The organism is Rothia mucilaginosa (assembly GCF_964210535.1).
In the GTDB taxonomy this organism is placed as follows: Bacteria; Actinomycetota; Actinomycetes; order Actinomycetales; family Micrococcaceae; genus Rothia; species Rothia mucilaginosa_F.
On record NZ_CAXOMR010000001.1, the window covers coordinates 178,794 to 201,983 of the forward strand.

Annotated in this window: 15 protein-coding genes; 1 reads left to right on the plus strand and 14 read right to left on the minus strand. The window is 59.1% G+C overall.

Annotated features, from left to right (window positions below; translation table 11 throughout):
* Positions 1-45: 45 nt before the first annotated feature.
* The 5 genes from AB8C10_RS00775 to AB8C10_RS00795 form a co-directional block, all read right to left on the minus strand.
* Positions 46-1,008 (minus strand): metal ABC transporter substrate-binding protein, encoded by a 963-nt coding sequence (locus AB8C10_RS00775; protein WP_368866519.1) that lies wholly within the window; start codon positions 1,006-1,008, stop codon positions 46-48.
* 319 nt (positions 1,009-1,327) lie between these two features.
* A complete protein-coding gene (locus AB8C10_RS00780; protein WP_368866520.1) occupies positions 1,328-2,128 on the minus strand; it encodes an exodeoxyribonuclease III in 801 nt (266 codons plus the stop codon).
* Between the two features lie 213 nt (positions 2,129-2,341).
* Entirely contained in the window at positions 2,342-3,148 is an 807-nt protein-coding gene (locus tag AB8C10_RS00785; RefSeq protein ID WP_368866521.1) for an S-layer homology domain-containing protein, read from the minus strand.
* A gap of 490 nt (positions 3,149-3,638) precedes the next feature.
* Positions 3,639-4,967, minus strand: coding sequence for a glycosyl hydrolase family 28-related protein (locus tag AB8C10_RS00790; RefSeq protein ID WP_368866522.1), 1,329 nt, complete (start codon positions 4,965-4,967; stop codon positions 3,639-3,641).
* Positions 4,968-5,328: 361 nt separating this feature from the next.
* Positions 5,329-6,669: a glycosyl hydrolase family 28-related protein gene (locus AB8C10_RS00795; protein ID WP_012902748.1), complete on the minus strand. Its 1,341-nt coding sequence runs from the start codon at positions 6,667-6,669 to the stop codon at positions 5,329-5,331.
* 317 nt (positions 6,670-6,986) lie between these two features.
* Here AB8C10_RS00795 and AB8C10_RS00800 point away from each other — a divergent pair, with 317 nt between their 5' ends.
* Positions 6,987-7,730 (plus strand): S-layer homology domain-containing protein, encoded by a 744-nt coding sequence (locus AB8C10_RS00800; RefSeq protein WP_052265068.1) that lies wholly within the window; start codon positions 6,987-6,989, stop codon positions 7,728-7,730.
* 110 nt (positions 7,731-7,840) lie between these two features.
* Here the strand turns inward: AB8C10_RS00800 and AB8C10_RS00805 are convergent, their stop codons facing one another.
* From AB8C10_RS00805 to pheA, 9 genes are all read right to left on the minus strand, one after another.
* On the minus strand, positions 7,841-9,187 hold the full coding sequence (locus AB8C10_RS00805; RefSeq protein ID WP_044150026.1) for a glycosyl hydrolase family 28-related protein: 1,347 nt from the start codon (positions 9,185-9,187) through the stop codon (positions 7,841-7,843).
* A 648-nt stretch (positions 9,188-9,835) separates the two neighbouring features.
* Complete coding sequence (locus AB8C10_RS00810) at positions 9,836-10,834, minus strand: bile acid:sodium symporter family protein (RefSeq protein ID WP_439958514.1); 999 nt, start codon at positions 10,832-10,834, stop codon at positions 9,836-9,838.
* Positions 10,835-11,041: 207 nt separating this feature from the next.
* Positions 11,042-12,652: a M48 family metallopeptidase gene (locus AB8C10_RS00815; protein ID WP_368866524.1), complete on the minus strand. Its 1,611-nt coding sequence runs from the start codon at positions 12,650-12,652 to the stop codon at positions 11,042-11,044.
* 250 nt (positions 12,653-12,902) lie between these two features.
* Complete coding sequence (locus AB8C10_RS00820; RefSeq protein WP_314938142.1) at positions 12,903-14,039, minus strand: acetate/propionate family kinase; 1,137 nt, start codon at positions 14,037-14,039, stop codon at positions 12,903-12,905.
* A 662-nt stretch (positions 14,040-14,701) separates the two neighbouring features.
* On the minus strand, positions 14,702-15,982 hold the full coding sequence (locus tag AB8C10_RS00825) for a Fic family protein (protein WP_368866525.1): 1,281 nt from the start codon (positions 15,980-15,982) through the stop codon (positions 14,702-14,704).
* A 156-nt stretch (positions 15,983-16,138) separates the two neighbouring features.
* Positions 16,139-17,227 (minus strand): diacylglycerol kinase family protein, encoded by a 1,089-nt coding sequence (locus tag AB8C10_RS00830; RefSeq protein WP_368866526.1) that lies wholly within the window; start codon positions 17,225-17,227, stop codon positions 16,139-16,141.
* Positions 17,228-17,614: 387 nt separating this feature from the next.
* Positions 17,615-20,530 (minus strand): hypothetical protein, encoded by a 2,916-nt coding sequence (locus AB8C10_RS00835; protein ID WP_368866527.1) that lies wholly within the window; start codon positions 20,528-20,530, stop codon positions 17,615-17,617.
* Between the two features lie 250 nt (positions 20,531-20,780).
* The gene (serS, locus tag AB8C10_RS00840) at positions 20,781-22,091 is read right to left on the minus strand and encodes a serine--tRNA ligase (protein ID WP_368866528.1); all 1,311 of its coding nucleotides are present in this window, start codon (positions 22,089-22,091) and stop codon (positions 20,781-20,783) included.
* A gap of 47 nt (positions 22,092-22,138) precedes the next feature.
* Complete coding sequence (gene pheA / locus AB8C10_RS00845) at positions 22,139-23,086, minus strand: prephenate dehydratase (RefSeq protein WP_368866529.1); 948 nt, start codon at positions 23,084-23,086, stop codon at positions 22,139-22,141.
* Positions 23,087-23,190 lie beyond the last annotated feature (104 nt).

Sequence of the window (23,190 nt, forward strand, 5' to 3'; positions counted from 1 at the left end):
CCTATCCTATCGGGGGTTTGGGGTTTACCCGGGGTTATTCAGGGTTTAGGAGTTGCCCTTGAGGCCCGCCACGATGGTGCGTGCGTCGTAGCGGATCATGTCCAGGTAGGTGGGCACGGGGCCGTTCGCCTCGGAGAGCGAGTCCACGTAGAGCACACCGCCGAATCGCGCGCCGGTAGCATCAGCAACCTGGCGCATCGGGTTGTCAGAGACGGTGGATTCGCAGAACACGGCGGGCACCTGGTTCTCGCGCACGTAATCAATCGCGGAGGAAATCTGCGAGGGGGTCGCCTGCTGTTCAGAGTTAACCGCCCAAATGTACTTTTCCTTCAGTCCCGCGTCTGCCGCCAGGTAGGAGAAGGCGCCTTCGCAGGTGACCAGTGCGCGCTGGTTCTCGGGCAGGGTGGAAATTTCCTTGACGAGCTCGTCACGCACGCCCTGCAGCTGCTTCTTGTAGGCTTCGCCGCGGGACTTGTAGTCGGCGGCGTGGGCCGGGTCGAGGGCGCTAAATTCGCGAATCATCACGTCCACGTACTTTTGCACGTTGCTGGGGCTCATCCAGGCGTGGGGGTTGGGCTTGCCCGCGTAGGCGTCCTCAGTAATGGAGATGGGCGTAACCCCCTCGGAGACGGTCACGTGCTTGGCGTGGGACTCTTCCACGAACTTAGCGAACCAGGATTCGAGGTTCAGGCCGTTGTCGAGGACCAGGTCGGCGGCGTGCGCCTTCTTCAGGTCGGAGGGGGTGGGCTCGTACTCGTGAATCTCTGCACCGGGCTTGGTGAGGGATTCGACGTTCAGGTCGTCGCCTGCCACGTTGCGGGCGATGTCTGCGAGCACGGTGAAGGTGGTGAGCACGGTCTTCTTGCCGCTGCTGCTCTTAGCGCCGTCGGTGGTGCTGGCGGTGTTGCCGCAACCGGTGAGCACGAGTAGCAGGGTGAGCGCGAGGGCGGCGCAGAGCGCCTGGACGAGGCGGCGTGCGTTGCTGCCTGCGGGGGTGAGAGCGTTCATGAGGCATCCTTCGTTGGAAGTCACGGGTTTGAGTATGTGGTTGATGTGTGGGATGTGCCGCGCCGGGACGCTAGGGACACCGTGGTGTCTGCGCAGGCATCATAATGCGCTTTTGCCTGTCGTCCCGGGCGGAATTTAACAATAGTTCGGCTAGACGAACTTTTCAACTAAGCCACACAGAAAACCCCGAAATACCGACAGAAACACACGCGAACACGTAGCCGGGGCACAGCAAAACCGGCAGATACGGCAAGGAGGCGAGGGACCCCTCCCCCGCCTCCTCGCTATACGCGGTTTTACGGCAAGCTATGCGCTCGGTTTAGTCGGCAATCTCAACCACGACCGGCGTGTGGTCGCTCGCGCCTTCACCGGCGCGTTCCACCTTATCGATCCAGGCGCGTTCCACACGTGCGGCAAGCGCGGGCGAGAACAACTGGAAGTCGATGCGCATGCCCTCGTCCTTGGCGAAGCGGCCCGCCTGGTAGTCCCAGTAGGTGTACTCACCCGGGGTGTGCGGGCGCACTACGTCCACCATGCCCTCTTCGAGCAGGGCGGCGAAGGCGCGGCGTTCGGGCTCGGAAACGTGGGTCAGCTCGTTATTGCGGAAGTAGTCAATATCCCACACGTCGGTGTCTTCGGGGGCGACGTTCCAGTCACCGACGAGGGCGAGCTGCGACTGCGGGTTAGCCGCCAGTTCATTGTGCACGTTCTGGCGCAGTGCCTCCATCCAGCGGAGCTTGTAGTCCATATGCGGGTCGGTCAGGCCGCGGCCGTTGGGCACGTAGAGGCTCCAGACGCGCACGCCGCCGCAGGTCGCACCGATAGCGCGCGCCTCCAGCACCTCGGGTTCGCCGGGCTTGCCGAAGTGCGGCTGGTTATCGAAGCCGCGCTGCACGTCTTCGAGGCCAACTCGGGAGGCGATTGCCACGCCATTCCACTGATTCAGGCCAAAGTGCGCAACCTCGTAGCCCATGAATTCGAAAAGGTCGAAGGGGAAGGTTTCGTCCTTGGTTTTGGTTTCTTGCAGGGCGAGCACGTCAACGTCGTGTTCGTCGAGCCAGTCTTCGACGCGGTTCTCGCGGGCGCGGATTGAGTTGATGTTCCAGGTGGCAATCTTCATGCCTTCTAGCTTAGCGGGTGCAGCGCAGGCACCTTTCATTGCACGGAGGCGATTACGCGGCGAGCACGGACGCTCGCAACCTGCCAGAACAGCACAGCACCCGGAACAGAGCACCGCCCGCCTGCGCAACCCATTGGGTCGCACCGGCGGGCGGTGAATATATGCGCTAGTCAGCACTGCATCTAGTCGGTATTACCCCTAGTCAACGGCTTCCTAGTCAACGGCGGGAGTGCCCACAACCTTCAGGCCCTTATCACCGTACGCCTTGAGCATGTACAGGGCATCGGAGAAGTACAGGGGGCTGGCAGGGTTCACCACGTCTGCCACGCCGTCACCGTCGCGGTCCACTTCGGGGTAGGCGCCGAGCGTGCGGGCTGCCCAACGGTTTTCAGCCTTGAACTGCTCAACCTTCTTAGCTTCGGCACGTAGCGGACGGCGGATCTGGCGCAGGTGTGCGGCACCGTCGGGGCTACCGGCGGCGCGGTAGAGGAACGCGGCGAGGGTGTGGCGGGTGGCGTACTCGTCCGGGTGGAAGAGCCCGTCATCCCAGCCGGAGGTGATACCCGCGTCCGCTGCCCAAATGTACGCAGCATAGTTGGGGTCGGTGGTGGGCACGTCCTTGTAGGGCGAGGTTTTCGGGAGGTCCTTGACGGTCGGCGATCCCGCCATGCGGTAAAGCATGCGTACGAGCTGGCCGCGGGTGACGGTTGCGGTGCTGTGGCGGCGGGTGACGGTGTATTCTTCGTTGTCGAGGTAGCCGTGGCAGACTGCCCACACGCCGGGAGTAGCGCTCATTGTGCCTAGGAACGTGGCGACGCATTCGGCGTAGCTGGGGTCGTCCTTGGGCTGGTGAAGTTTGATGAGGCCGTTGGCTGCAGCAGGTTCGGCGGCGTGAGCTACAGCCTGGTGGGAGGCGATGGCGGAGGTGCCTACGGGCAGGGCACCGAGGGCGAGGGCGAGAGCGAAGGTGCGGCGTGCGCGAGTGGTGGGTGTGAGTGCTCGGGAGATAACCGGAAGCATGGGCTGTCCTTATGTAATTGTGGTTGGGAACCGGCCGGAAGGAACCGATTTTTGGGTCGACCGCGGGGTCGCCAATGGAGCGAATAAGAAAAGGGGAAGGATAGTGGTCGTTGAGGAATAGTGAGAAGCGGCAATGAATAGGGGCTGACGTGCGGCGATACGCGGTTTTGGTGTGCACCAATGATGTGCGTGTTCCACATACTGTCGCACGGCTATGGTGGTACACAGTGAATGGACTGTTTTACACCGCCATAGAAAGTTTAAAGTACATATTGATATTTTATTCAATATTCAATTGAGACTTTTATCAATTAAAAATTAAACATTGTTCTAAACGACAAAGCAGCTGCGAATGGTACATATTCCATTCGCAGCTGCCCTGATTCTTAGCCGACATGTGGCGGTATAACGCGCCCACTAGGGCACACGCGCCTCCCTCACGATTCACAGGAAAGTCCCGAACCGGTTCGGGCGTGTCTACTAGCCTCTGCTAGCCGCGCATCACGTTATAGGCTTCCTTGGTGAGCTGACCGGCGGGCGAGGTGGAGTGGCGCAACTCCTCAATTTCGATAACCACGTTCGCGCCAATTGCGCCGGTAATGTACACGCGGCGGCCGAGCATATTGCCCTCACCAATGCGGTCGTCCTTGGCGGTTCCTTCGGTGATGCGCAGGTCGTAAATCTTGTTCTCAATGTAGAAGCCGTACAGGGAGGCGGGCTTCTCCGGCGGATTATAGGAGACAGGCGCGACCATGCGGGTGCCGCGGGCGTTGCGGCTGATGTACCAGTTAGCGGCCTCGTCAGCACCGGCGGCACCGCTGACGGTGCCAGCCCAGCTGGAGCCTTCCGCTTCGCATCCGATGAAGACGTTGTGCGCCCACTCAACGAGCCAGCCATGACCCGCGTTGGAACGGGCGGTGCAGCCGATGAACATGTTGCGTTCACCCTGCACGATCCAGCCTGCGCCGGCGTGGCGGGTGGCGGGCTCGTAGAGGGCGTTCTTGTTGCTGGTGCGGTGGTTGCTGTTGCTGGAGCAGTTCTCGAACTTAGCCTGCGCCGCGTACACCTCGATACCGGCGTAGGAGCCGCCGCTGAGGTTCGCTTCGGCAACGTCTACGCCGCGCAGCTTGTTGTCTGCCGCGCCGGAGTTCTGGCCTTCGTTGGGGCGGCGGGGGTGACCGGCGGGCTTGCCGAGCAGCAGGCCCTGGTTGAGGGTGCGGCGGATGGTCACGTCGTCAATTTTCATGCCCTGGTCGTCCAGGCCGAGCACGGCAACGCCGATGGCGGTGTCCCAGACTTCCACTCCGGCGATAACGGGCACGATGTCCGGTTCGTTGAGCATGTCGCCGGTCAGGTGGGTGTGGAAGATGACGCCGGCGACGTTATTCAGCGGGGCGGTGTGCGCATCGAGCGGGTAGCTGCTGATGGGGGTGTTTGCGGCGTTGGTGCGGATGTGCAGGTTGCGCACGCCCATGCGCATGGGCTTGTTGGCGTTGTAGCTGCCGTAGACGGGGGTGGTGTAGCTGCCGACGTGGAACACGCCGGTGTATTCGGTGTGGCCGTTGGAGGTGGTGGGGATGGCACGGTCGGAGTGCGCGATGACGACGGTTGAGGAGCCGTAGCCGAAGATTTCGACACGGTGCTTGATATCGATGAAGGGGTAGGAGACGCGGTAGATGCCGCGGGGTAGTTCTACGGATCCGCCGCCGCGTGCGGCGACAGCGTCGACTGCTCGCTGGATGGCTGCGGTGGAGTCTTTGGCACCGGTGGGGTCTGCGCCGTAGTTGATGGCGTTGATGCTCATGGGCGTATCGGGCATGAGGGGCTCAATTCTTTCGATGGGTACCGCGTTCGGTGCTGAAGGCGGCGTGGCGAGTGAATTGAGTGAATACGGCTGTATGCGGTGAATACGGTGCTACGTGGGTGCAGTGTTGAGTTTGCGTGGTGCGGTGTGTTGGGCGCATTTCTGCGGATGTTTTGGCGTGTGCGGGTCTGGGCACCGGCAGACCTGCCTTCTGCTCAAGGGTACCGCATTGCGCGTGTGGAGGCGACGACCGGGCACTGTGATGCCCGCTCCCCTACCCCGTTTTTCTACGGTTTTTCGGCTGTTTTGGGTGCGGGTTAAACGCCGAGGGGCGGGGATTGCTCCCCGCCCCTCAGACGTTTAAATATTTTGTAAATTAGTAGACCCAGGTACCACCAGGGAGTTCTTTAAGGGTTTCAGTAGTAAATTTTTGGTACTGTAGCGCATCAATCTGCAAGATGACTTGGTTGCCAAGGGGTCCAGCCGCACAGACCCTACGATTCTTCAGGTTGCTCTCGCTCATTCGCTCGTCAATGACTGAGCCACCAATAATTTGCAGGTCCTTCGTTCCACCCTCAATATAAAACCCATACAGTGAAGCATTGCGATCGTCTTTAGGGTTATGTGAGCGTGGAGCCACAAGCCGTAAACCCGTTGCTCCGTTCATAATGTACCAATTCGCGGCCTCCATCGGTTGTGCTTGACCTCCTACCGAAGCTCCCTGAAAGCTGGAGGACTCACCTAGACAGCCGATGAACTGGCTTTTACCGAGACGCAGAACCCAGCCGTGGCCCCCATTTTCCTGGGCGGTGCAACCAATGTACATGTTTCGTTCACCACGGTTGAGCCACCCGGCACCGGCATGAGCATTCTCAGGAGAGTATATGGTGCTTTTAGGGAGGGTGCGGTGGTTATACCAGCTGCTGGAGAGTTCAAATTTCGTTTGGGAAGCGTACACCTCAATGCCAGCGTATACACCACCGGACTGATTTGTCCCAGAGACGTCAATCATGGAGAACTTATTGTCCGCACCATCAGCGTTCTGGTCTTTAGACTTTCGCAACGGATGACCAACAGGCTTGCCGACTAGTAAACCTTGACGGAGGGCCTTTCGGATACGGAGATTGTGCACCTTCATACCTTGGTCGTCTTTTCCGAGAATAGCTACTCCAATATCAGTACCCCAGATTTCAACGTTAGAAAGTAAAGGAACAGCATCAGGTTCATTTGAGGATTTATCTGGCATCTCAGTGTGAAACAGGACTCCCACGACCTTGGGCATAAGAGGAGTCGTATGAAGCTCCTTCCAAAATGATCCATTAGGGTCTGAGAGAGACAGATTAGACGGGTTTGTACGGATAAATAAGTCTCGAACGCCCATACGCATAGGTTTGTTTTCACCCTTATTTGGGTTTGTCATAGGTACGCTATATGTTCCCGTGTGGAAAACCCCAGTTGTAAATTCAACGGTTTTCTCACCCGTGGCAATAATGCGGGTTGCCTGACCGTGCCCAAACACCTCTACACGATGCTTCAACTCAATGAAGGGGTAGGTGACACGATAAATACCACCAGGAATCTCCACTGAGCCACCGCCTCGTGCCGCTACATCATTAATAGCTTTTTGAATAGCGGCGGTGGAATCTTTAGCCCCCGTAGGGTCAGCGTCATAGTTAAGAACATTGACCGCCATAGGGCTTGTTTTCTCAGAGGCCATGAATCCTCAATTCAAGAAGTAGTGAGTGAATATATCTGCTAGTCAGCAGCTTATATGGGTAGTTTACTGCAATATCCGAGAAATCAATGGGGTATTTATGCACTTAGATATAAATTCATATCATCTTCCACATGAGGGTTATTTTTTATAAATCCTAAAGGTGAGGATTATACTTTCACCTTTTAATCTCTGACAGGCAAAGATACAAGTGACACATTGCCTACGTGCAACGGGGTTCAGATTCCTTAATGTGGTGCTAGTATTTAGCTGATTCACTCAACATGTCGTTCTCACATCACCGATTTCTGGAGAGTAACATGACCCCCCTCCCTCGCCCCCTCAAAGCATTGGGGGTAGCAGGTATTGCCGCATCCTTGATGCTGGCACCCCTCCCCGCACATGCGGAAGGGAACAACCTCTACCGCAACCCCAGTAAATTTTATACTGGCGCAGTTAGTGACTGTCTCCTGGATAAGCAATACGGACGCGGCCAGATAGCAGATATCTGGGCATATTGTAATGGCTTGATTTCTACAAACGTTTACGAAATTCCCAATAGTTCTGCCAGCAGAATGGACGTTATCGCTGCTTTATACCGTCTAGCAGGATACCCTGAAGTCAAAAACCTACCTGAAGTATCCCCATACGCAGACGTGGAGACCTATGACCCAACCTACCCTCTTGCTATCTGGGCATCACGTGAGGGAATTACAAGTGGCTGGTCTGATGGCAAGTTCCATCCCAATGATTATGCAACTACCAGCACCGTCATCGCTTTCCTCTACCGTGCTGCCGGTAGCCCACAAAAGCTGTGGTACCGCACATGGGAACATTACAATTACGCAGCTAAAGATATTACCCCCATCGGAAAACCTTTCTGGAAAGAAACTTCCTGGTACACCGTAGCTATCGCTCCGTACCCCAAGGTACCCGTTAACGAAAACGAACCGGATAATCTCAAGACCGCTAAACCCACCACCATCCTTGACAGGAGGACGGTATATTCAATGATTCGAGATTTTCATACTTCCGGGTACCAGGTCGTCGGAACCCACAAATAAAATATGATGCATACGTCTGAGGGGCGGGGATTACTCCCCGCCCCTCAGGCGTATGCATTTTAAGATTTTGTGATCACGAGCCTCAGCTCGCAGAGCCTAACCCGTGAGGGTTAGCCCATGAACACACCGTTGCCGCGCTTCTCCAGCTGCTTCGGCGCGAAAGTCGCGTGGCGAATATGATCCACCTCAATGAGCACGTTATCGCCCATAGCACCGGTCACGTGAACACGGCGGCCAATCATGTTGTTCTCACCAATACGGTCATCCTTCGCAGATGCAGTCGTAATGTGCATATCGCGAATGTTGTTCTCAATGTAGAAACCGTACAGGGAAGCCTTCGCCCAGCTGTAAGGGTTGTGCGAACGAGGAGCCACAAAACGGCTACCGCGTGCGTTACGGCCAATGTACCAGTTCGCCGCCTCGTCGCCTCGAGCAGCGCCGGTAACAGCGTCCTGGAAGCTCGAAGACTCACCCAGGCAACCAATGAACTGGTTGTTGCCCCACTCCACGAGCCAGCCGTGACCGGCGTTCTCCTGGGCGGTGCAGCCAATGAACATGTTACGGGTGCCCTGAATAAACCAGCCTGCACCCACGTGGCGGGTCTTCACCTCGTACAGGGCGTTCTTACCCTGGTTGCGCTTGTTGAACCAGCTGGTGGACGCCTCGAACTTGGACTGAGAAGTGTAAATCTCGATACCCGCGTAGGTGCCGAAGCTCATGTTTGCGTCAGAGACGTCAATCATGGAGAACTTGTTATCTGCCGCGCCGGGGGTGTCACCCTCGCGGGGGCGCAGCGGGTGGCCGACAGGCTTGCCGACCAGCAGGCCCTGGCGCAGGGTCTGGCGGATGCGCAGCTTGTCAATCTTCATGCCCTGGTCGTCCAGGCCCAGGATCGCAACGCCAATGGCGGTGTCCCAGATTTCGATGTTGGACAGGGTGGGAACTGCGTCCGGCTCACCGGGGTTAGCGTCCGCAATGCGGGTGTGGAAGATGACGCCTGCAACATTGTCGACGGGCTGGGTGTGTTTCTCCAGGAAAATCTGGTTGCTCTTAGAATCCAGCGGCAGGTTGTACTTGTTGGTGCGGATGAACAGGTCACGCACGCCCATACGCATGGGCTTGTTCTGGTTGGTGCCACCGCTCATGGGGGTGGTGTAGCTACCGGTGTGGAAAACGCCGGTGCATTCGTAGCTACCGTTCTTAGACGACGGGATGCTCTTGTCGGTGAAAGCGACGATTCGGGTTGCCTGACCGTGGCCGAAGATCTCGACGCGGTGCTTCATTTCGATGAAGGGGTAGGAGACGCGGTACATGCCGCCGGGAATCTCCACGGAGCCGCCGCCCTGCGCAGCAACATCATCGATAGCCTTCTGGATAGCACTAGTGGAATCTCGTACGCCGGTGGGGTCAGCGTTGTACTTGGAATCGCATACGTTCACGCTCATGATGGTAGCCATGGAGTGTCCTCTTTCTTGGCGGATACAAACAGCGATTAGCGCATAGATGGAATCTAAGCGCGTCATTAAGCTGAGTGTATCCAGTTGTGTTTGAGTGAATAAGTGGTTTTGAGCTTCCTTCCGGTTGAGTGAGTGAATCTCTTCCGATGTGGGATGCGGGCGGGGAGTGAATCCGCTACATCAACGCTCGTGGGCGGTGTGAGGGAGTGAATCTCAACCGTTCCCATGTGAGTCATAAATTCTTGCATACAGGATGCGAATCTGTCTAACCCACGACAAAACATTCTAGGGCAAATTTGGGGCTTTTTCGCCGCTCAACGCCCGATAGTGTTGATTGTCTCCTCGGTCACTTTTATGCAATAGAGTGCACATACCCCACAAAAACCCAACTGACCAGTACAAATACCACATTTTGCACATAAATGCACTAGTCAGGGAATTTTTGGCAGTGCGCGCCAAATCACTTCATAAACCGATTGATACGACCCAAAGTCCCCCATTAAAACCCCTCATCAGAGGCTTATCTCACAGACTCAGAGGCCCCCAATAGCACCCGCCAGAGAGCCCACTAGGCACCCTGGCGAGCACCCCGGCAGACACTTCTAACAGACACCCGGCAAGCAACCCCAGCAGATAGGATTCAAGCCCCTACTGAACTTCCTTCGCGGAGGCGGCACCCACCACATCCAGGCGCGCATAGCGGCCCGCGAGCCAGGTACAAATCATCAACTGAACCTGATGGAAAATCATGATCGGCAGCATCATCAGACCCAGCGAGCCCGCACCAAAAATAATGATCGCCATCGGCAGGCCAGCCGCCAGCGACTTCTTCGAACCGCAGAACTGAATCGTAATGCGGTCGGCACGGTTGAAGCCCAGACGCTTAGCCAACTGGTCAGTCAGCCACAGCATGAACACCACAATAATCGCCATGAGCACGACCAGCAGCACAATCTGCCACCACGCCACGCGCGTCCACACACCCTGCACCACCGAAGCGGAAAACGCCGAATACACAATCATCATGACCGAGAACTTATCCAGCCACTTGGTCGTCGGCTTCTTAGCGAACTCCCCCACCCAGCGGCGCGTCAGCTGACCGAGCACGAACGGCAGGAACAGCTGAACGGCGATGTCCAGGAAGACCGTTCCGGAGAACTCAATATGGCCCGTGTTCATCAGCAGCATGGCAAGCAGCGGGGTCGCCACCACACCCACAATCGAAGAGAGCGAAGCACTCACAATCGCCGCAGCCACGTTACCGCCCGCAATGGACGTAAACGCGATCGATGCCTGCACGGTCGAGGGCACAAAGGTCAAGAACAGAATGCCCATGTACAGCCCATCACCGAGCACAAAACGCAGCGGAGAAAGCGCCAAACCAACCAGGGGGAACAGCACGAACGTGCAGCTCAGAATCATCAGGTGCAGACGCCAGTGGGTCAGGCCGCGAATCGCCTCCGCGGTGGAGAGGCGAGCGCCGTACAGGTAGAACAGCAGGGCGACCGCGAACTTCGTGCCGGTACTGAACCATTCGGCGAAGTCGCCGCGCGCCGGCACAATAATTGCGAGGATGACCGCGCTAATGAGCATGGTCAGCAGCGGGTCGAGTTTGATGGAGCGAAGTGATGAAAGCATGGTTTCCATTCTAGAACTGCACCCCGCGGCGGATGCTGGGGCGGGCACATCTTCTCACCTGGGGGTCACGCGGGGAGAGCTTAGGAATGTGCAGGAGGCGGGACCGGGCTTATCGGGTAACTGGGCTTAACGACCGAACCCGCCGGGGCGCATTAGGCACCCCGACGGGTTCTCAAAGGTTCTTGGGCCTGTAGCTCAGGAACTGCTTCTCAGGAACTACTTCTTATCGCTATCGAAGCCGTAACCCTGACCGTACGAGCCACCCTCAGAGGAGCCGCTACCGTACTGGCCGTAACCGTACTGCTCGGGAGCAGACTGGCCATTAGAGGGCTGCTCAGGTGCAGGCTGGCCTGCACCATTCTGGGCTGCACCGTTCTGACCTGCGGCAGGCTGACCGAAGCCGGGCTGCTGACCGTAAGACGGCTGACCCGGTGCGGGCGCCTGCGGGCCACCGGGCGCACCCGGTGCCGGCATGCCACCAGCGGCAGCGTACGCATCCCAACGCTGACCGTGGAAGGCACGAGCCTGCTCGGTGAGCCAGCCAGCGAACAGGGTCGAGTTCGCATCGAACTCGGGGGCATTCTCAGGCTTGGGGTACACGTCCACGGTCTCCAGGGTGTGGTCAGCCCACGCGTCCTGGTGCTCACGCATGAACTCGGTGGACTGAATCGGGTCAGGCCACATGTGCACCGGCTCAGATGCCGGAATCAGGACCGGAACGCGCGGTGCGGAGTCCTTGACCGGGTTCTCAGTTGGGCGCCAGAACAGGCGGCCGGGCTGGGTGCGGTCACGCAGCGCGTGCGCACGCCAGGTGAGAATGGGGTGGCTTGCCAGCAGGTTCACGTACCAGACGGCAAGGCCGCGGTCGGTCACCGCACGGTCGGCAAGCTCATCGAAGTTGACCTGCTTGTTCAGGTACTTACCAGCCGCAAGCACCTTGACAGCACCCTCAGCGCCCTCGGGGCAGAAGCGGTAGCCGAAGTTGTCGGCGGTGTACTCCTGCGAGCGGGACAGCGCACTCGACAGCACCGGAATCTGGTTGAACAGCGTAGTGAAAATCAGACGGAAATAACCGACGTGACCTGCGGCGATGTGGCCAACCTCGTGACCGATAATGAAGCGCAGCGCCTGCGGGTCGCGGGACTTACCACCGATTTCGAACAGGTCGGAGTACAGGCAGATGTAGCGGCGGAAGCCGTGACCTGCCGCGAAAGCGTTCATGGTGCCGTTACCGAGGATGACGTACGCATCCGGCACGCGGCGCAGGCCCGCAGCCTCAGCTGCTTCGGCAAGCATCTGGTACGCCTCGGGGAACTGGGTCGGGGTGATGCGCACACCGTGAACACGCTGCTGCGCGTAGTAGATTGCACGAACGATAAAGACGGCAATCGGACCCAGGATGAGCAAGCCAACCGTCTGGAAAATCAGGTCTTCCAGGCTCGCGGAGGTGCTACCGGAAGAAGGTACTCGAACCGAACCTTCACCGGTTGAGCTGAAGAGGTAACGCATCATCGAGCTGAACAGGTCGGCAAGCGCCATGAACAGCACAATGTAGCCGACCGCGGTAACCGCGTAGGCGGCGACCAGCCACGGAATTTCGGAGGGGTGACGCAGCGCGTGCAGCACCTTCGGCGGCAGCATCGACTGGTAGGCGAAGAGCTTCGGCTGGGGCAGGGGGCTGACCGGCTTCTGGCGCTCGTCTTCGGGGAGCCAGCCGGCGGAGAGGTCCTGCGGGAGGGGCTCACCGGGGGCACGGAATGCCTGCTGGCCGGGCTGGGCGTTGAACTGACCGCCGGGCTGCTGGTGGTTTTCAGGAGGTTGAGTCATGTCTCGTCCGCTTCGTATCGAGTGTTATCTGATTCCACTCTATCGTTTTTGGGCACTTACTAGTGAATGTGAATACGCTTTTTCTCATAGAATGCCCATTCGCGACGCTACAGTGCGCCACAGTGTAAGGAGCGCGCCGCCTCGCGGGCATAAGACGAGCATAAAGAAATCCGCCGCGGCACCCATACAGAATGGGCACCACGGCGGATCACGTTACGCTGTACCGCCTACACGGCGGGGTGCGTGGGGCTTAGAGGCTCTTGACGAGTTCCTCGGTAGCCTCAGCGATAGCCTTCTCCTCGTTGGTGGGGATGACCAGCACCTTGATAGCGGAATCCTCGGTGGAAATCACGCGGGGCTCGGGGGAACGCTTAGCGTTCTCTTCCTCGTTGTACTTGATGCCCAGTGCGCCGAGGCGGTCGAGGACCAGCTTGCGGAAGTCGCCGGAGTTCTCACCGATACCAGCGGTGAAGATCAGTGCCTGCGCGCCACCAACAACCAGGTTGTAGCCGCCGATGTACTTCATCAGGCGGTAGGAGGTCATGTCCAGTGCGAGCTGTGCGCGCTCGTCGCCGGACTGTGCAGCCTCAACGACCTTACGCATGTCGTTGGAGCCAGCCAGTGCGAGCAGGCCGGACTCCTTGTTCAGGATGGTGTCCAGGCGTTCACCGTCAATGCCCTCACGGGACAGGATGGTGGTCAGCGCCGAGGGGTCAATGTCGCCGGAGCGGGTACCCATGATCAGGCCAGCCAGCGGGGTGTAGCCCATGGAGGTGTCGACGGACTTGCCGCCCTTCACAGCGGTCACGGACGCGCCGTTACCGAGGTGAGCGACAATGCCGTTGAACTCGTCGCGTGCAATGCCGAGCATGTCAGCTGCAACGTGGGAGACGTACTCGTGGCTGGTGCCGTGGAAGCCGTAGCGGCGGATGCTGTACTTGTCAGCCAGGTCGTAGGGGATTGCGTAGCGCCATGCTTCTTCAGGCATGGTGGAGTGGAACGCGGTGTCGAAGATAGCAACCTGCGGCAGGGAGGGCCACTTGTGCATTGCTGCGCGCATACCCTGAGCGTGTGCGGGGTTGTGCAGCGGTGCCAGCGGGGAGAGGTCGTCGATCTGCTGGACAACTTCCTCGGTCAGCAGAGTGGGGTGGGTGAACTTCTCTGCACCCTGCACCACGCGGTGGCCGACTGCCTGCAGCTCGCGGCCGTGCAGGACGGGCTCGAGCTTCTCGGACATGATGTCGAATGCGACTTCGTGGTTGGGGACGTCGGTGCCGATGTTTTCGACGAGGCCGGAGGTCAGCATCTGCTCTGCCTCGGGCAGGGAGGTGTCACGCACCTGGTACTTCAGGGAGGAAGAACCAGCGTTCACAACGAGAATAAGCATGAAAGTATCTCTTTCGTAGTTTTCTTTTCGTTCCATTCTCGCACTTTTCGAGCCTGCGTGCGAGACGGTCCCGACTGTGTTTTTAACGGGGGTTTTATCGCGGGCGGTATCAGAGCATTAACGGGGGCAGGAGGCGCGCGTTGGGTGGGGTGGAGAGAACGCCTGGAGGATAGGTTTAAGGTATGACCTAATTACTGGTGGTGTTTTCAGAGCTTAGGTATAGTTGGAACTAGCAAGGTAACACAAGAACCCTGACGTATTCGCCGCAAGGCGAGGAGGTATACTGGGTGAGCCGTAGCGGGGTGTACCGGTGGATCCTGGTCGAAGCTACGGACCTTGCGCATAAGGCACCCGCTGAGGGTGCCTTTTTTGTGCGCCGAAACTAGGCCCCCGACCGTGCGTGACTGAAACGCTTGCGGGGGTAGGTATAACCTCCGTATAGTGGGGGTTGTCAGGATAAAACGATAGTTACCGCCCTCCGGGCCCAGGGATGAAGGCGTCAAGGTATGAAAGCTGGAGGATTCTGGCCGTTCTTGACGATCCTGACACATAAAGGCACCTTACGGGGTGCCTTTTCTGTTTAACTACAGCTCAGGGGAGGGGACGCATTCCGGTGCGGCCCCTCCCCTGTTTCTTATGCTCGTAGTCCTTATGCTCGTGGGCTAGTCTTCGTCGTCTTCCACGGCAGGCAGGCCCAGCAGGGCGGTTCCCGCCTCGGTGAGGGACCAGCGCATCGTGCGGCCCGCCTTCACACCCTCAACAAAACCAAGCCCCTGCAGCAGCTTGAGCCTATCGCGCAGAGTCGGCGCCGTAACACCCAGCGCCTCCTGTAGCTCGCTTGAGGTAGGCGCGACCGGCGCACGGAAAATATGCACCTGCCCCAGCAGGTACAGCAGCCGCAGGACATCATCACGCTTCTTCGAAGTCAGCCCGGAGGTTCCGCCCGCCCAGGCGTGGCTACCCTCCAGCTCAGCGATACGCCTGCCAAGGGCACGCCACGCACGGTCACGCGCCTCCAGCTCGTCTTCCAGATGCCCCTGAGCCTGCTCAATCAGCCCCAAAAAAACATGCAGAAAACCTGTCACCTCACCGTAGTTGAGGGGTTCTTCCGCCGCGCTAAACGCCTTGTAGTAGCGGCTCTTCTGAATGTTGAGCGTGCTCGGCAGGGTGAGGGTCGTCAGCCGGGTGAGCGTCTGCCCCAGGTGAGACACCAGCAGGTACCTGCCCAGGCGACCGTTGCCGTCGTAGAAAGGGTGTGTGTATTCCACCATGAAATGCGCGGCGATCGCGGAGAATAGCGCCGGCACGTTCGGGTCGAGGGCGTGGTCGAGCGCCGCCTGCACGTTGGCGGTGATGGTTGTTTCGCTGTCGGGGGCGCGGTGAATTTCGCGGGTGTTGTCGTGAATAACCACGGGTTTGGTGCGGAATAGCGCCCCGTCTGGGCGGTCTTCTTCGGCGAGGTGCCCTTCGAGGAGCGTGTCGTAGAGGCTGCGCACCTGCTCAACCGTGGAGGGCGGGCTACCCGCCCCCAGGTCTTTGAGGAGGTTCACGAATTCGACGGCTCGCTTGGCGCGGGGGTCCTCACTATCGCCGGAGGTGAGCGCCTCAGAGATGAGCTGGCGTGTGGTGTGTACGCCCTCGATGCGGTCGGACGCCACGATGCTGCGCACCGCCAGGTCGAGTAGGTAGCTTCGCATGGCGATGCTGGGCAGTTGGGAGCTCAGCTGTTCGATACGCCGTTCACGGCGCATGATGCGTTCGAAGGATGCGAGCGCGGTGCGGTCTGCCATGTAGAACAGGGGGTGCTTCCCTACCGTGAATTCGTTGAGGAGGTAGGTGGAGTGGCCGTTGCGGCGTGCCTGCAGTTCGGTTTGTGCGGCGGCTTTGCCGCGTTCGTGGAAGATGCTTTTGAGGGTGCGGTACCTTGTGCCGGTGGTGCTCACGTGTGCCCTCCTTGATAGTGTAAAAAATCGCGGTTTTTTTCATTATCCTCCTGATTTTCAGGAAATAGTGAAAAAATCCGCGATTTCTTTCATAATCCAGGTCACATATAGGTGTTCGGGGTGCTGGGAGGCCTCCCAATACCTTCGCCACGCCAGCTAAAGCACGTCCGGATGAACCGCCACCTCCACGGCGGCAGGCAGCACACGTGCGCTAATGCGGTACGCCGACGGTGCCGGGTCGCCATCCACCTCAACAGGCTGCGCACCGTCCGGGAACTCCAACACCACCTCAGAGCCCACCAGGTGACGAATCACCGGCAACTCAATACGCGGCGAACCCAAAATCGTGCGGCGCGTAACCTTCGCCATCAACAGGCCCCACTCCACCAGGTCACGCGGGGACGCCACAATCACCTCAAGGTTGCCATCATTCACATCCGTCATATCCGCCAGACGAATACCGCCCTGCAGGCGGCCACAATTCGCAATCAGCACCGAACGCATCGGCAGGATGCGGGGCTCCCCACCATCCACGCTGATACTCACCGGATGCGACCTGCCCAGCATATGTTTCATGCCGGACTGCACGTACGCCACCCAACCGAACTTCGCCTTAATCTCCTCGTTCGTGTCGTTCATGACGAGCGCATCAAAGCCGGCACCACTCATCACAAAGAACGTGTGTTCGGTTTCTTCGCCGGGGGCGCTCGTCGTCGTCATTTCAATCGCGTCAACGGCCTGACCCGCGCCGTTGAGCGCAATATCAATGCACGCCGCCACGTCACTGACCGGAATGTACAGGTTGCGCGCCAGCAGGTTGCCGGTACCCATCGGCAGAATACCCAGGCGCGGCTTACGCCCCTCATGATGCGCCAGCGCCGCCGCCACGGCACGCACCGTACCGTCACCACCGGCAGCAATCAGCAGGTCAACGCCCTCGGCAATCAGCTCGCGGGCGGCCTCTGAGCCGGGCTCGTCCACGCGGGTGGTGCGCACCAGCGGCTGCGGGTGGCCGTTCGCCGCGAGGGTACGTTCCAGAATCTCGATAGCCGGCGCAGCGCCGGGCTTGCTCGGGTTGTACACCACGCCCACGCGCTGCGCCTCACCGGCGGGCAGGCTCGGCAGAACGCCGAAGGGCGCACCCAGTTCAATAGCGCGTCGGCGCGCGTTTTTACGGGCGCGAGTGACGGAGGCGGTCAACGCCGCCGCCGCGGAAACACCAAGGAGCTTACGGTAAAGAGGCATAACTCTTAGACTACCCGCCTACACAAAAACCCGCCCACCGTTTAAGCGGTGGGCGGGTTTTTTAGCTGGTTTTGATACGCCTTAGCGGGCGGACAACCCCTTACTCAGCAGCTACTGCGGGGATAACCTCGGCACCACCCATGTACAGATGAGGGAGCCGGGTGCGAGCGCGCGAGCACTCAAGAGGCTTCCGAATCAGGCGAGGTAACGAGCCTGGAGCCTCAGGTAAGTCCAGCGGTGTCGCCTCGCGGTCAGGTGTGCACAGTATGGCGCCGTACTCGTTTAGAAGTGCCACCGACGAATCGGTCCAGGCTATAAGGTTTGGCCCTATAGATTCACATTTCGTCCTCGATAGTTCATGGAGAAAAACGTAGTACTTGGGTCAGCTCACGCATCTAAATTCACCACTTCTTTGAACCAAGCAAGGTTAGAGCGCGAGTGAAGGACAATCACAACCTGCTTGTCACTGCCCTCGATAGCGCACGCCATCGATTCGAGCTCAGCGCGTTCCTCTGACGGAGTGAGACCCTTCAAGGTCTCATCAAGCAGCACAAGCCGGGCAGCGCCTTCACGTAGCACGGAACGCGCAAGCATGAGCCCGCTCGAATTCGATGCTTCAGATGCGAACGGATCGATATCTGGTACGATTACCACTTCGCCTTGGGGATACCGGCGGTATAGAGCATCAAGCATGACGGACTTCCCCGCGCCAGTTGGTCCAATCAAGGCAACCATAGAACACCCAGAGTCAAGAACGCTCTCAAGCAGAGCCAGGTCAGCAGACCGCACGGGCGGATAAGAACGGTCGGCCCGGTACTCTTCAAGCATCCGAACACGCTCCGCAGTCAAGCTGACTACACCAACCTGTTGCAGCGTCTCCACCGTAGATTGGATGCCAGATGACAGAGTTACTGCAAAATATATTACGACCGCGGGAGCAACCACTGAGTTCGATCCTTCGACCATCAGTGCCAATCCCACTGCAGAAACATTCAGTGACAACACAAGCAACTGGATCAGTCCCGTACGCAGTGCGTAGGCGTTCGCCAACTGAATCGAGCTGCTGACGTATGCAGCCTCCGAATGAGCGTAGGCTTCTTCTCCAGCCCGACGCAGCCCTGCACTGACGGGCGCAGCGTGTAAGCCAGCCTGGGCACCAGCCACCCCGATGAAGTCACCTCGGCGATTGGCAGCCGTCGTCGAGGCAGGGAGAATCCACTTTGAACCCTGACGCATAGCAAGCATCGCTAGGGGTGCTACCGCCAACACAACGATTATGAACAGCGGGGCGCCGGCCACTGCGCCTCCGATGAGCATAAAGGTCTGTAGAATGACCATAAATACCGAACCCAGGGCGCTAGGCACCGACATCTGAAGGTCGGAGAAGTCTTCACCCATCCGCCCCATGACCGCACCGCTTGTTCTAGGACTAGCGAATCGATCGAGCCTGCGTATAACCCGGTCGTGCAAATCGCTCAGCCTAGCGATGGGAGCCCAGTAGAGCGGGCCAAAGAACATGACGGACCCAACAATTGCTGCCAGTGCGCAAGCAGCTGACACTCCAGCAACCTGAGCAGACAGCCCATCACTGTGAGCAATCGTCAATGCAAAAGCAACTTCGGATCCGCTCAAGAGTAGGGCGCCACACGTAATCCACACCAAATGCGGTCCAAACAACAACAGGGCCGATCGTCGGAATGTGGCACGCTTCGGCTCAGGGTCAGGAAGGTCCTGTCCCTCGCTCACATCCGTCGAACCAGCATCTGCCTCCTTAGCTGCCCCGGGGCTATGAGCCTGCAACTCAAGAAGGTCTACCCTCGCATCATTGCCGGAGGTGAAGGCACTCGGTACGTACTCCTCCGAGCTTGCCAGAAGTGTGCACGTTGGCACGCACTCTAAGATTCTCTCGGCAACCACTTCTCGTGTTACAGGATCAAGCGCCGCGAACGTATCGTCCAAAATTAGCCAGTCCGGTTTGTCTGCCAAAACGAGAGCGACAGCAGCACGGTGTCTCTCTCCTGACGACAAGGTTGTTGCGTCTTGCCAGAACCGCCCGATCACATCCTCAGTGAGCCCCATATCTAAAGCGAGGCTAGTGAACCGGGATACCTGATGTGGCGAAGCAGAAGCTCGCCACGCTGACAACACCGAATGGGACACTTCCGGGTTGCGTGGTACGAAAGCAGAATCGGGGGTGGTCACGGATGTGCGCAATGCTTCAGCGCGCTCAGACGTAGCTGCAAGCACCTCTCTAGATTTTGAAGGCTGCCCCACCCAGTCCTGCTGTTTAACCGTGCAATTTGGAGACGACTCGAGCTTGTCGAGCTCACGCATCATTGGCACAGCGAGCCGAATAACCCGATAGTTTACGATGTTGTTCTGCACCGCTGCGTACAGGTAGCGGGCTGCCAAAATAATTCCAATACCGAAATGAGCGGATGGCCAGAGCCACGCGCCGAGAACCGCAACCACAGCGAGCACCGCAGTTAGTGCTCCCCGTTCAAGGAATCCATTCAGGATCTGCAACGGGACTCGTCTGTGCAGAAGCTGCTCTTCGGTGTTTCGGATGCTAGCGACCTTGTCCAGGGCGGTACCCCAGCTGGGGATGCTATGCCCTCGAGGCAGCGCGTTTGCTACACGCTGGATCCACTGCCTACGCTCTCCCTCTAGAGCGACGTACTGTTCCCATAGTCGGCCCACCAAGTTGATGAGACGGACGCTGACGAATACCAATCCAGTGATGAGCAACGCAGCGATGGCGCCGCTTGCACCATATAGCGCGAGCGAAACCGCGAGAAAGGCAATAATCTGAACGGTTGAAACGGCGAAATCAACAACGAAGGCAAACTGGCTGATCTGTCCTGGGTATGTGAGAACATGCCCGTGAGCTTCCGGCGGATGGGATGACCTACTAAAGATGTCCCGGAAACGGCGGTATGTAAGCTGTCGAACCGCGATCGTGAGAATAAGCTCTTGGCGTTCCTTCACCCAGTACCCTAGGCTTTCAGCCAGGAAAGCGAAGATGAGTAACCAAATAGCACTGCCTGGGGTCCTCTCACCTGACGTTACCTGACCGATACCTGCCGTAATCATCAGAGCCCCTGCAACATTCAGTAGGCCAGCGGTGAAGACGGTGAAACTCGTGCTCGTTGGCGCGAATATCAAAGCAAGCCAGCGGATCCGTCTCGGCAGGTTCCGCGCTATCTTTTGATAGCGCGCATACAAGTGCTCGATGGGCATGTCTCTCAGATGCAGGCTAGGAGCGCTCTGTGCTTCGCCCCGTCGCTTGTGATTGATCACCATTACGTTTCCATTCATTCGGTATTCGAGTTCAGGTGTACGGCCTCGTTAATAAGTTCGTCGTTCGGAAAACGGGCTTGGAGGTCGGGCCCATCCCCGCATGCGCGGAGAAAACTCGAGAAGGCAGGTAGCGAGGCCGCCGCGGAAACACCAAGGAGCTTACGGTAAAGAGGCATAACTCTTAGACTACCCGCCCACGCAAAAACCCGCCCACCGTTTACGCGGTGAGCGGGTTTTTCAGCTGGTTGTGAGATTACTCAGCAGCTACTGCGGGGATAACCTCGGCGCCACCCATGTACGGGCGAAGAGCCTCGGGAATACGCACAGAACCGTCTGCCTGCTGATGAGTCTCCAGGATGGCAACCACCCAGCGAGTCGTCGCCAGGGTACCGTTCAGGGTCGCCACGGAGCGGGTGCGGCCCTTACGCACGTTGCCTGCCTCGTCCACGGTGTCCGGGGTGCGCTCGCGAATGTTCAGGCGGCGCGCCTGGTAGGTGGTGCAGTTCGAGGTGGAGGTCAGCTCGCGGTAGGTGCCCTGGGTGGGGACCCACGCCTCGCAGTCGAACTTGCGGGCGGCGGAGGTGCCCAGGTCGCCTGCAGCGGTGTCAATCACGCGGTATGCGAGGCCGCAGCGCTGCAGCATTTCCTCTTCGAGGGCGAGCAGCTTCTCGTGCATCTCTTCTGCCTGCTCAACGGGGCAGTACACGAACATTTCAGCCTTGTTGAACTGGTGCACACGAATAATGCCGCGGGTGTCCTTACCTGCGGAGCCAGCCTCGCGGCGGTAGCAGGAGGACCAGCCCAGGTACTTCTTCGCGCCCTTCTCAAAGTCGAGGATCTCGTCGGTGTGGTAGCCGGCGAGCGCCACCTCGGAGGTGCCGACCAGGTACAGGTCGTCGCGTTCGAGGCGGTAGATTTCGTCGTCGTGCTTGACGTTGAAGCCGGTGCCGTTCATGATTTCGGGGCGTACCAGGGTGGGGGTGGTCATCATGGTGAAGCCGTGCTCGGTTGCGAGGTCGAGCGCCATCCACATGAGTGCCTGTTCGAGGCGTGCTACCTGGCCCTTGAGGAAGTAGAAGCGTGCGCCGGAGACCTTCGCGCCGCGTGCCATGTCGATACCGTCGACGAGTTCACCGATTTCGAGGTGGTCGCGCGGTTCGAAGCCTTCGGTGGTGAAGTCGCGGGGGGTGCCGACCTTCTTGACGACTACGTAGTCGTCTTCGCCGCCGACGGGTACGCCGTCGATGATGAGGTTTTCGATGCTGCTGATCAGTTCCTCGTATTCGGCGGTCTTCGCCTCGGAGGCTGCCTTTGCTTCGTTGACGCGGGCGGCAAGTTCCTTCGCCTGTGCGACGAGGGCGGGCTTTTCTTCCTTGGGTGCCTTGGCGACCTTCTTGCCGAATGCGTTCTGTTCGGCGCGCAGGTTCTCGTATTCGCCGATGAGTGCGCGGCGCGCGGTGTCGGCTTCGAGGATGCGGTCGACGTGGGTTTCGTCCTTGCCGCGTGCTCGCTGGGAGGCGCGGAAGACGTCGGGGTTTTCGCGGAGGAGGTTAATATCAATCACTGTTTTATCCTACCTAATCTTGCGGTGGGTTGTGGGCGGGGTTTGCGCTAGTGGCGCTGCAGCTGTGCGGGGCGGCCGTTCGGGAAGAGCGACTCGACCCACTCGTGCGCGGCGTCGAAGGAGCCGTCGGAGTGGATGCTGTCGACCTCGGTATTTTCGTGGTCGGCGCGCGGGTAGGAGCCGAGGAACTTCAGCGTCGGGGAGACGCGGTGCAGGCCGCGCAGTGCATCGCGCATGCGTGCCTCGTAGATGTGGCCGTCGGCGTCGATGCTGAACGAGTAGGAGCCCATGCCCTCACCGGTGGGGCGAGATTCGATGCGGGAGAGGTTCACGCCGCGCACGGAGAACTGTTCGAGCAGTTCGAGCAGGGCGCCGGCGCGGTTGGTGGGCAGCGGCACGGTCAGGGTGGTCTTGTCGGAGCCGGTCGGTTCGGGGATGTCGGCGGTGCGGGAGAGTAGCACGAAGCGGGTCACGGCGTTCTTGTTGTCGCCGATGTTGTCCTGCAACACGTGCAGTTCGGGGTGGTAGGCGAGCAGCGCCGGGGAGCAGATTGCCGCATCGTAGGTGCAGCCCTCTTCGAGCAGGCCGACAGCCGCCGCTGCGGTGGAGGAACCGGGCAGGTACGCTGCAGTGGGTACGTTATCCTGCGCCCAGCCACGCACCTGCGCCCAGGCGTGTGAGTGGGTGGAGATGGTCTTGACGTCTTCAATGCTGATGGGCTTTGCGGCGACCAGCACGAAGCGGATCGGCACGAGCACCTCACGAATAATGCGTACACCCTCGCTGGCTGCAATCGCGTCCAGGGTGGCGCTCACGCCGCCCTCCACAGAGTTCTCGATGGGCACCATGGCGGCGTCCGCCTCGCCCGCGTTCAGGCGTGCGAGCGCGTCGGGCACGCTGGTGGCGGGGATGCGTTCGGCGTCGGCTGCGCCGGGGACGCTCAGCAGGGCGGATTCGGTGAAGGTGCCGGAGGGGCCAAGGTAGGTGTATCGCATGCCACTATAGTAGCGTCTGCCGTGGAGAGGGCGCCGAATTGGGCCATAGGTTACGGTCTTTGGCGGTAGTTAAAAGCCCCTACCAAAGTCGCTAACCTATGGTC

Coding starts and splice junctions, on each gene's coding strand:
- AB8C10_RS00775 (WP_368866519.1), bottom strand. CDS start 1,008: ATGAACGCTCTCACCCCCGCAGGCAGCAACGCACGCCGCCTCGTCCAG.
- AB8C10_RS00780 (WP_368866520.1), bottom strand. CDS start 2,128: ATGAAGATTGCCACCTGGAACATCAACTCAATCCGCGCCCGCGAGAAC.
- AB8C10_RS00785 (WP_368866521.1), bottom strand. CDS start 3,148: ATGCTTCCGGTTATCTCCCGAGCACTCACACCCACCACTCGCGCACGC.
- AB8C10_RS00790 (WP_368866522.1), bottom strand. CDS start 4,967: ATGCCCGATACGCCCATGAGCATCAACGCCATCAACTACGGCGCAGAC.
- AB8C10_RS00795 (WP_012902748.1), bottom strand. CDS start 6,669: ATGGCCTCTGAGAAAACAAGCCCTATGGCGGTCAATGTTCTTAACTAT.
- AB8C10_RS00800 (WP_052265068.1), top strand. CDS start 6,987: ATGACCCCCCTCCCTCGCCCCCTCAAAGCATTGGGGGTAGCAGGTATT.
- AB8C10_RS00805 (WP_044150026.1), bottom strand. CDS start 9,187: ATGGCTACCATCATGAGCGTGAACGTATGCGATTCCAAGTACAACGCT.
- AB8C10_RS00810 (WP_439958514.1), bottom strand. CDS start 10,834: ATGGAAACCATGCTTTCATCACTTCGCTCCATCAAACTCGACCCGCTG.
- AB8C10_RS00815 (WP_368866524.1), bottom strand. CDS start 12,652: ATGACTCAACCTCCTGAAAACCACCAGCAGCCCGGCGGTCAGTTCAAC.
- AB8C10_RS00820 (WP_314938142.1), bottom strand. CDS start 14,039: ATGCTTATTCTCGTTGTGAACGCTGGTTCTTCCTCCCTGAAGTACCAG.
- AB8C10_RS00830 (WP_368866526.1), bottom strand. CDS start 17,227: ATGCCTCTTTACCGTAAGCTCCTTGGTGTTTCCGCGGCGGCGGCGTTG.
- AB8C10_RS00835 (WP_368866527.1), bottom strand. CDS start 20,530: ATGGTGATCAATCACAAGCGACGGGGCGAAGCACAGAGCGCTCCTAGC.
- pheA (WP_368866529.1), bottom strand. CDS start 23,086: ATGCGATACACCTACCTTGGCCCCTCCGGCACCTTCACCGAATCCGCC.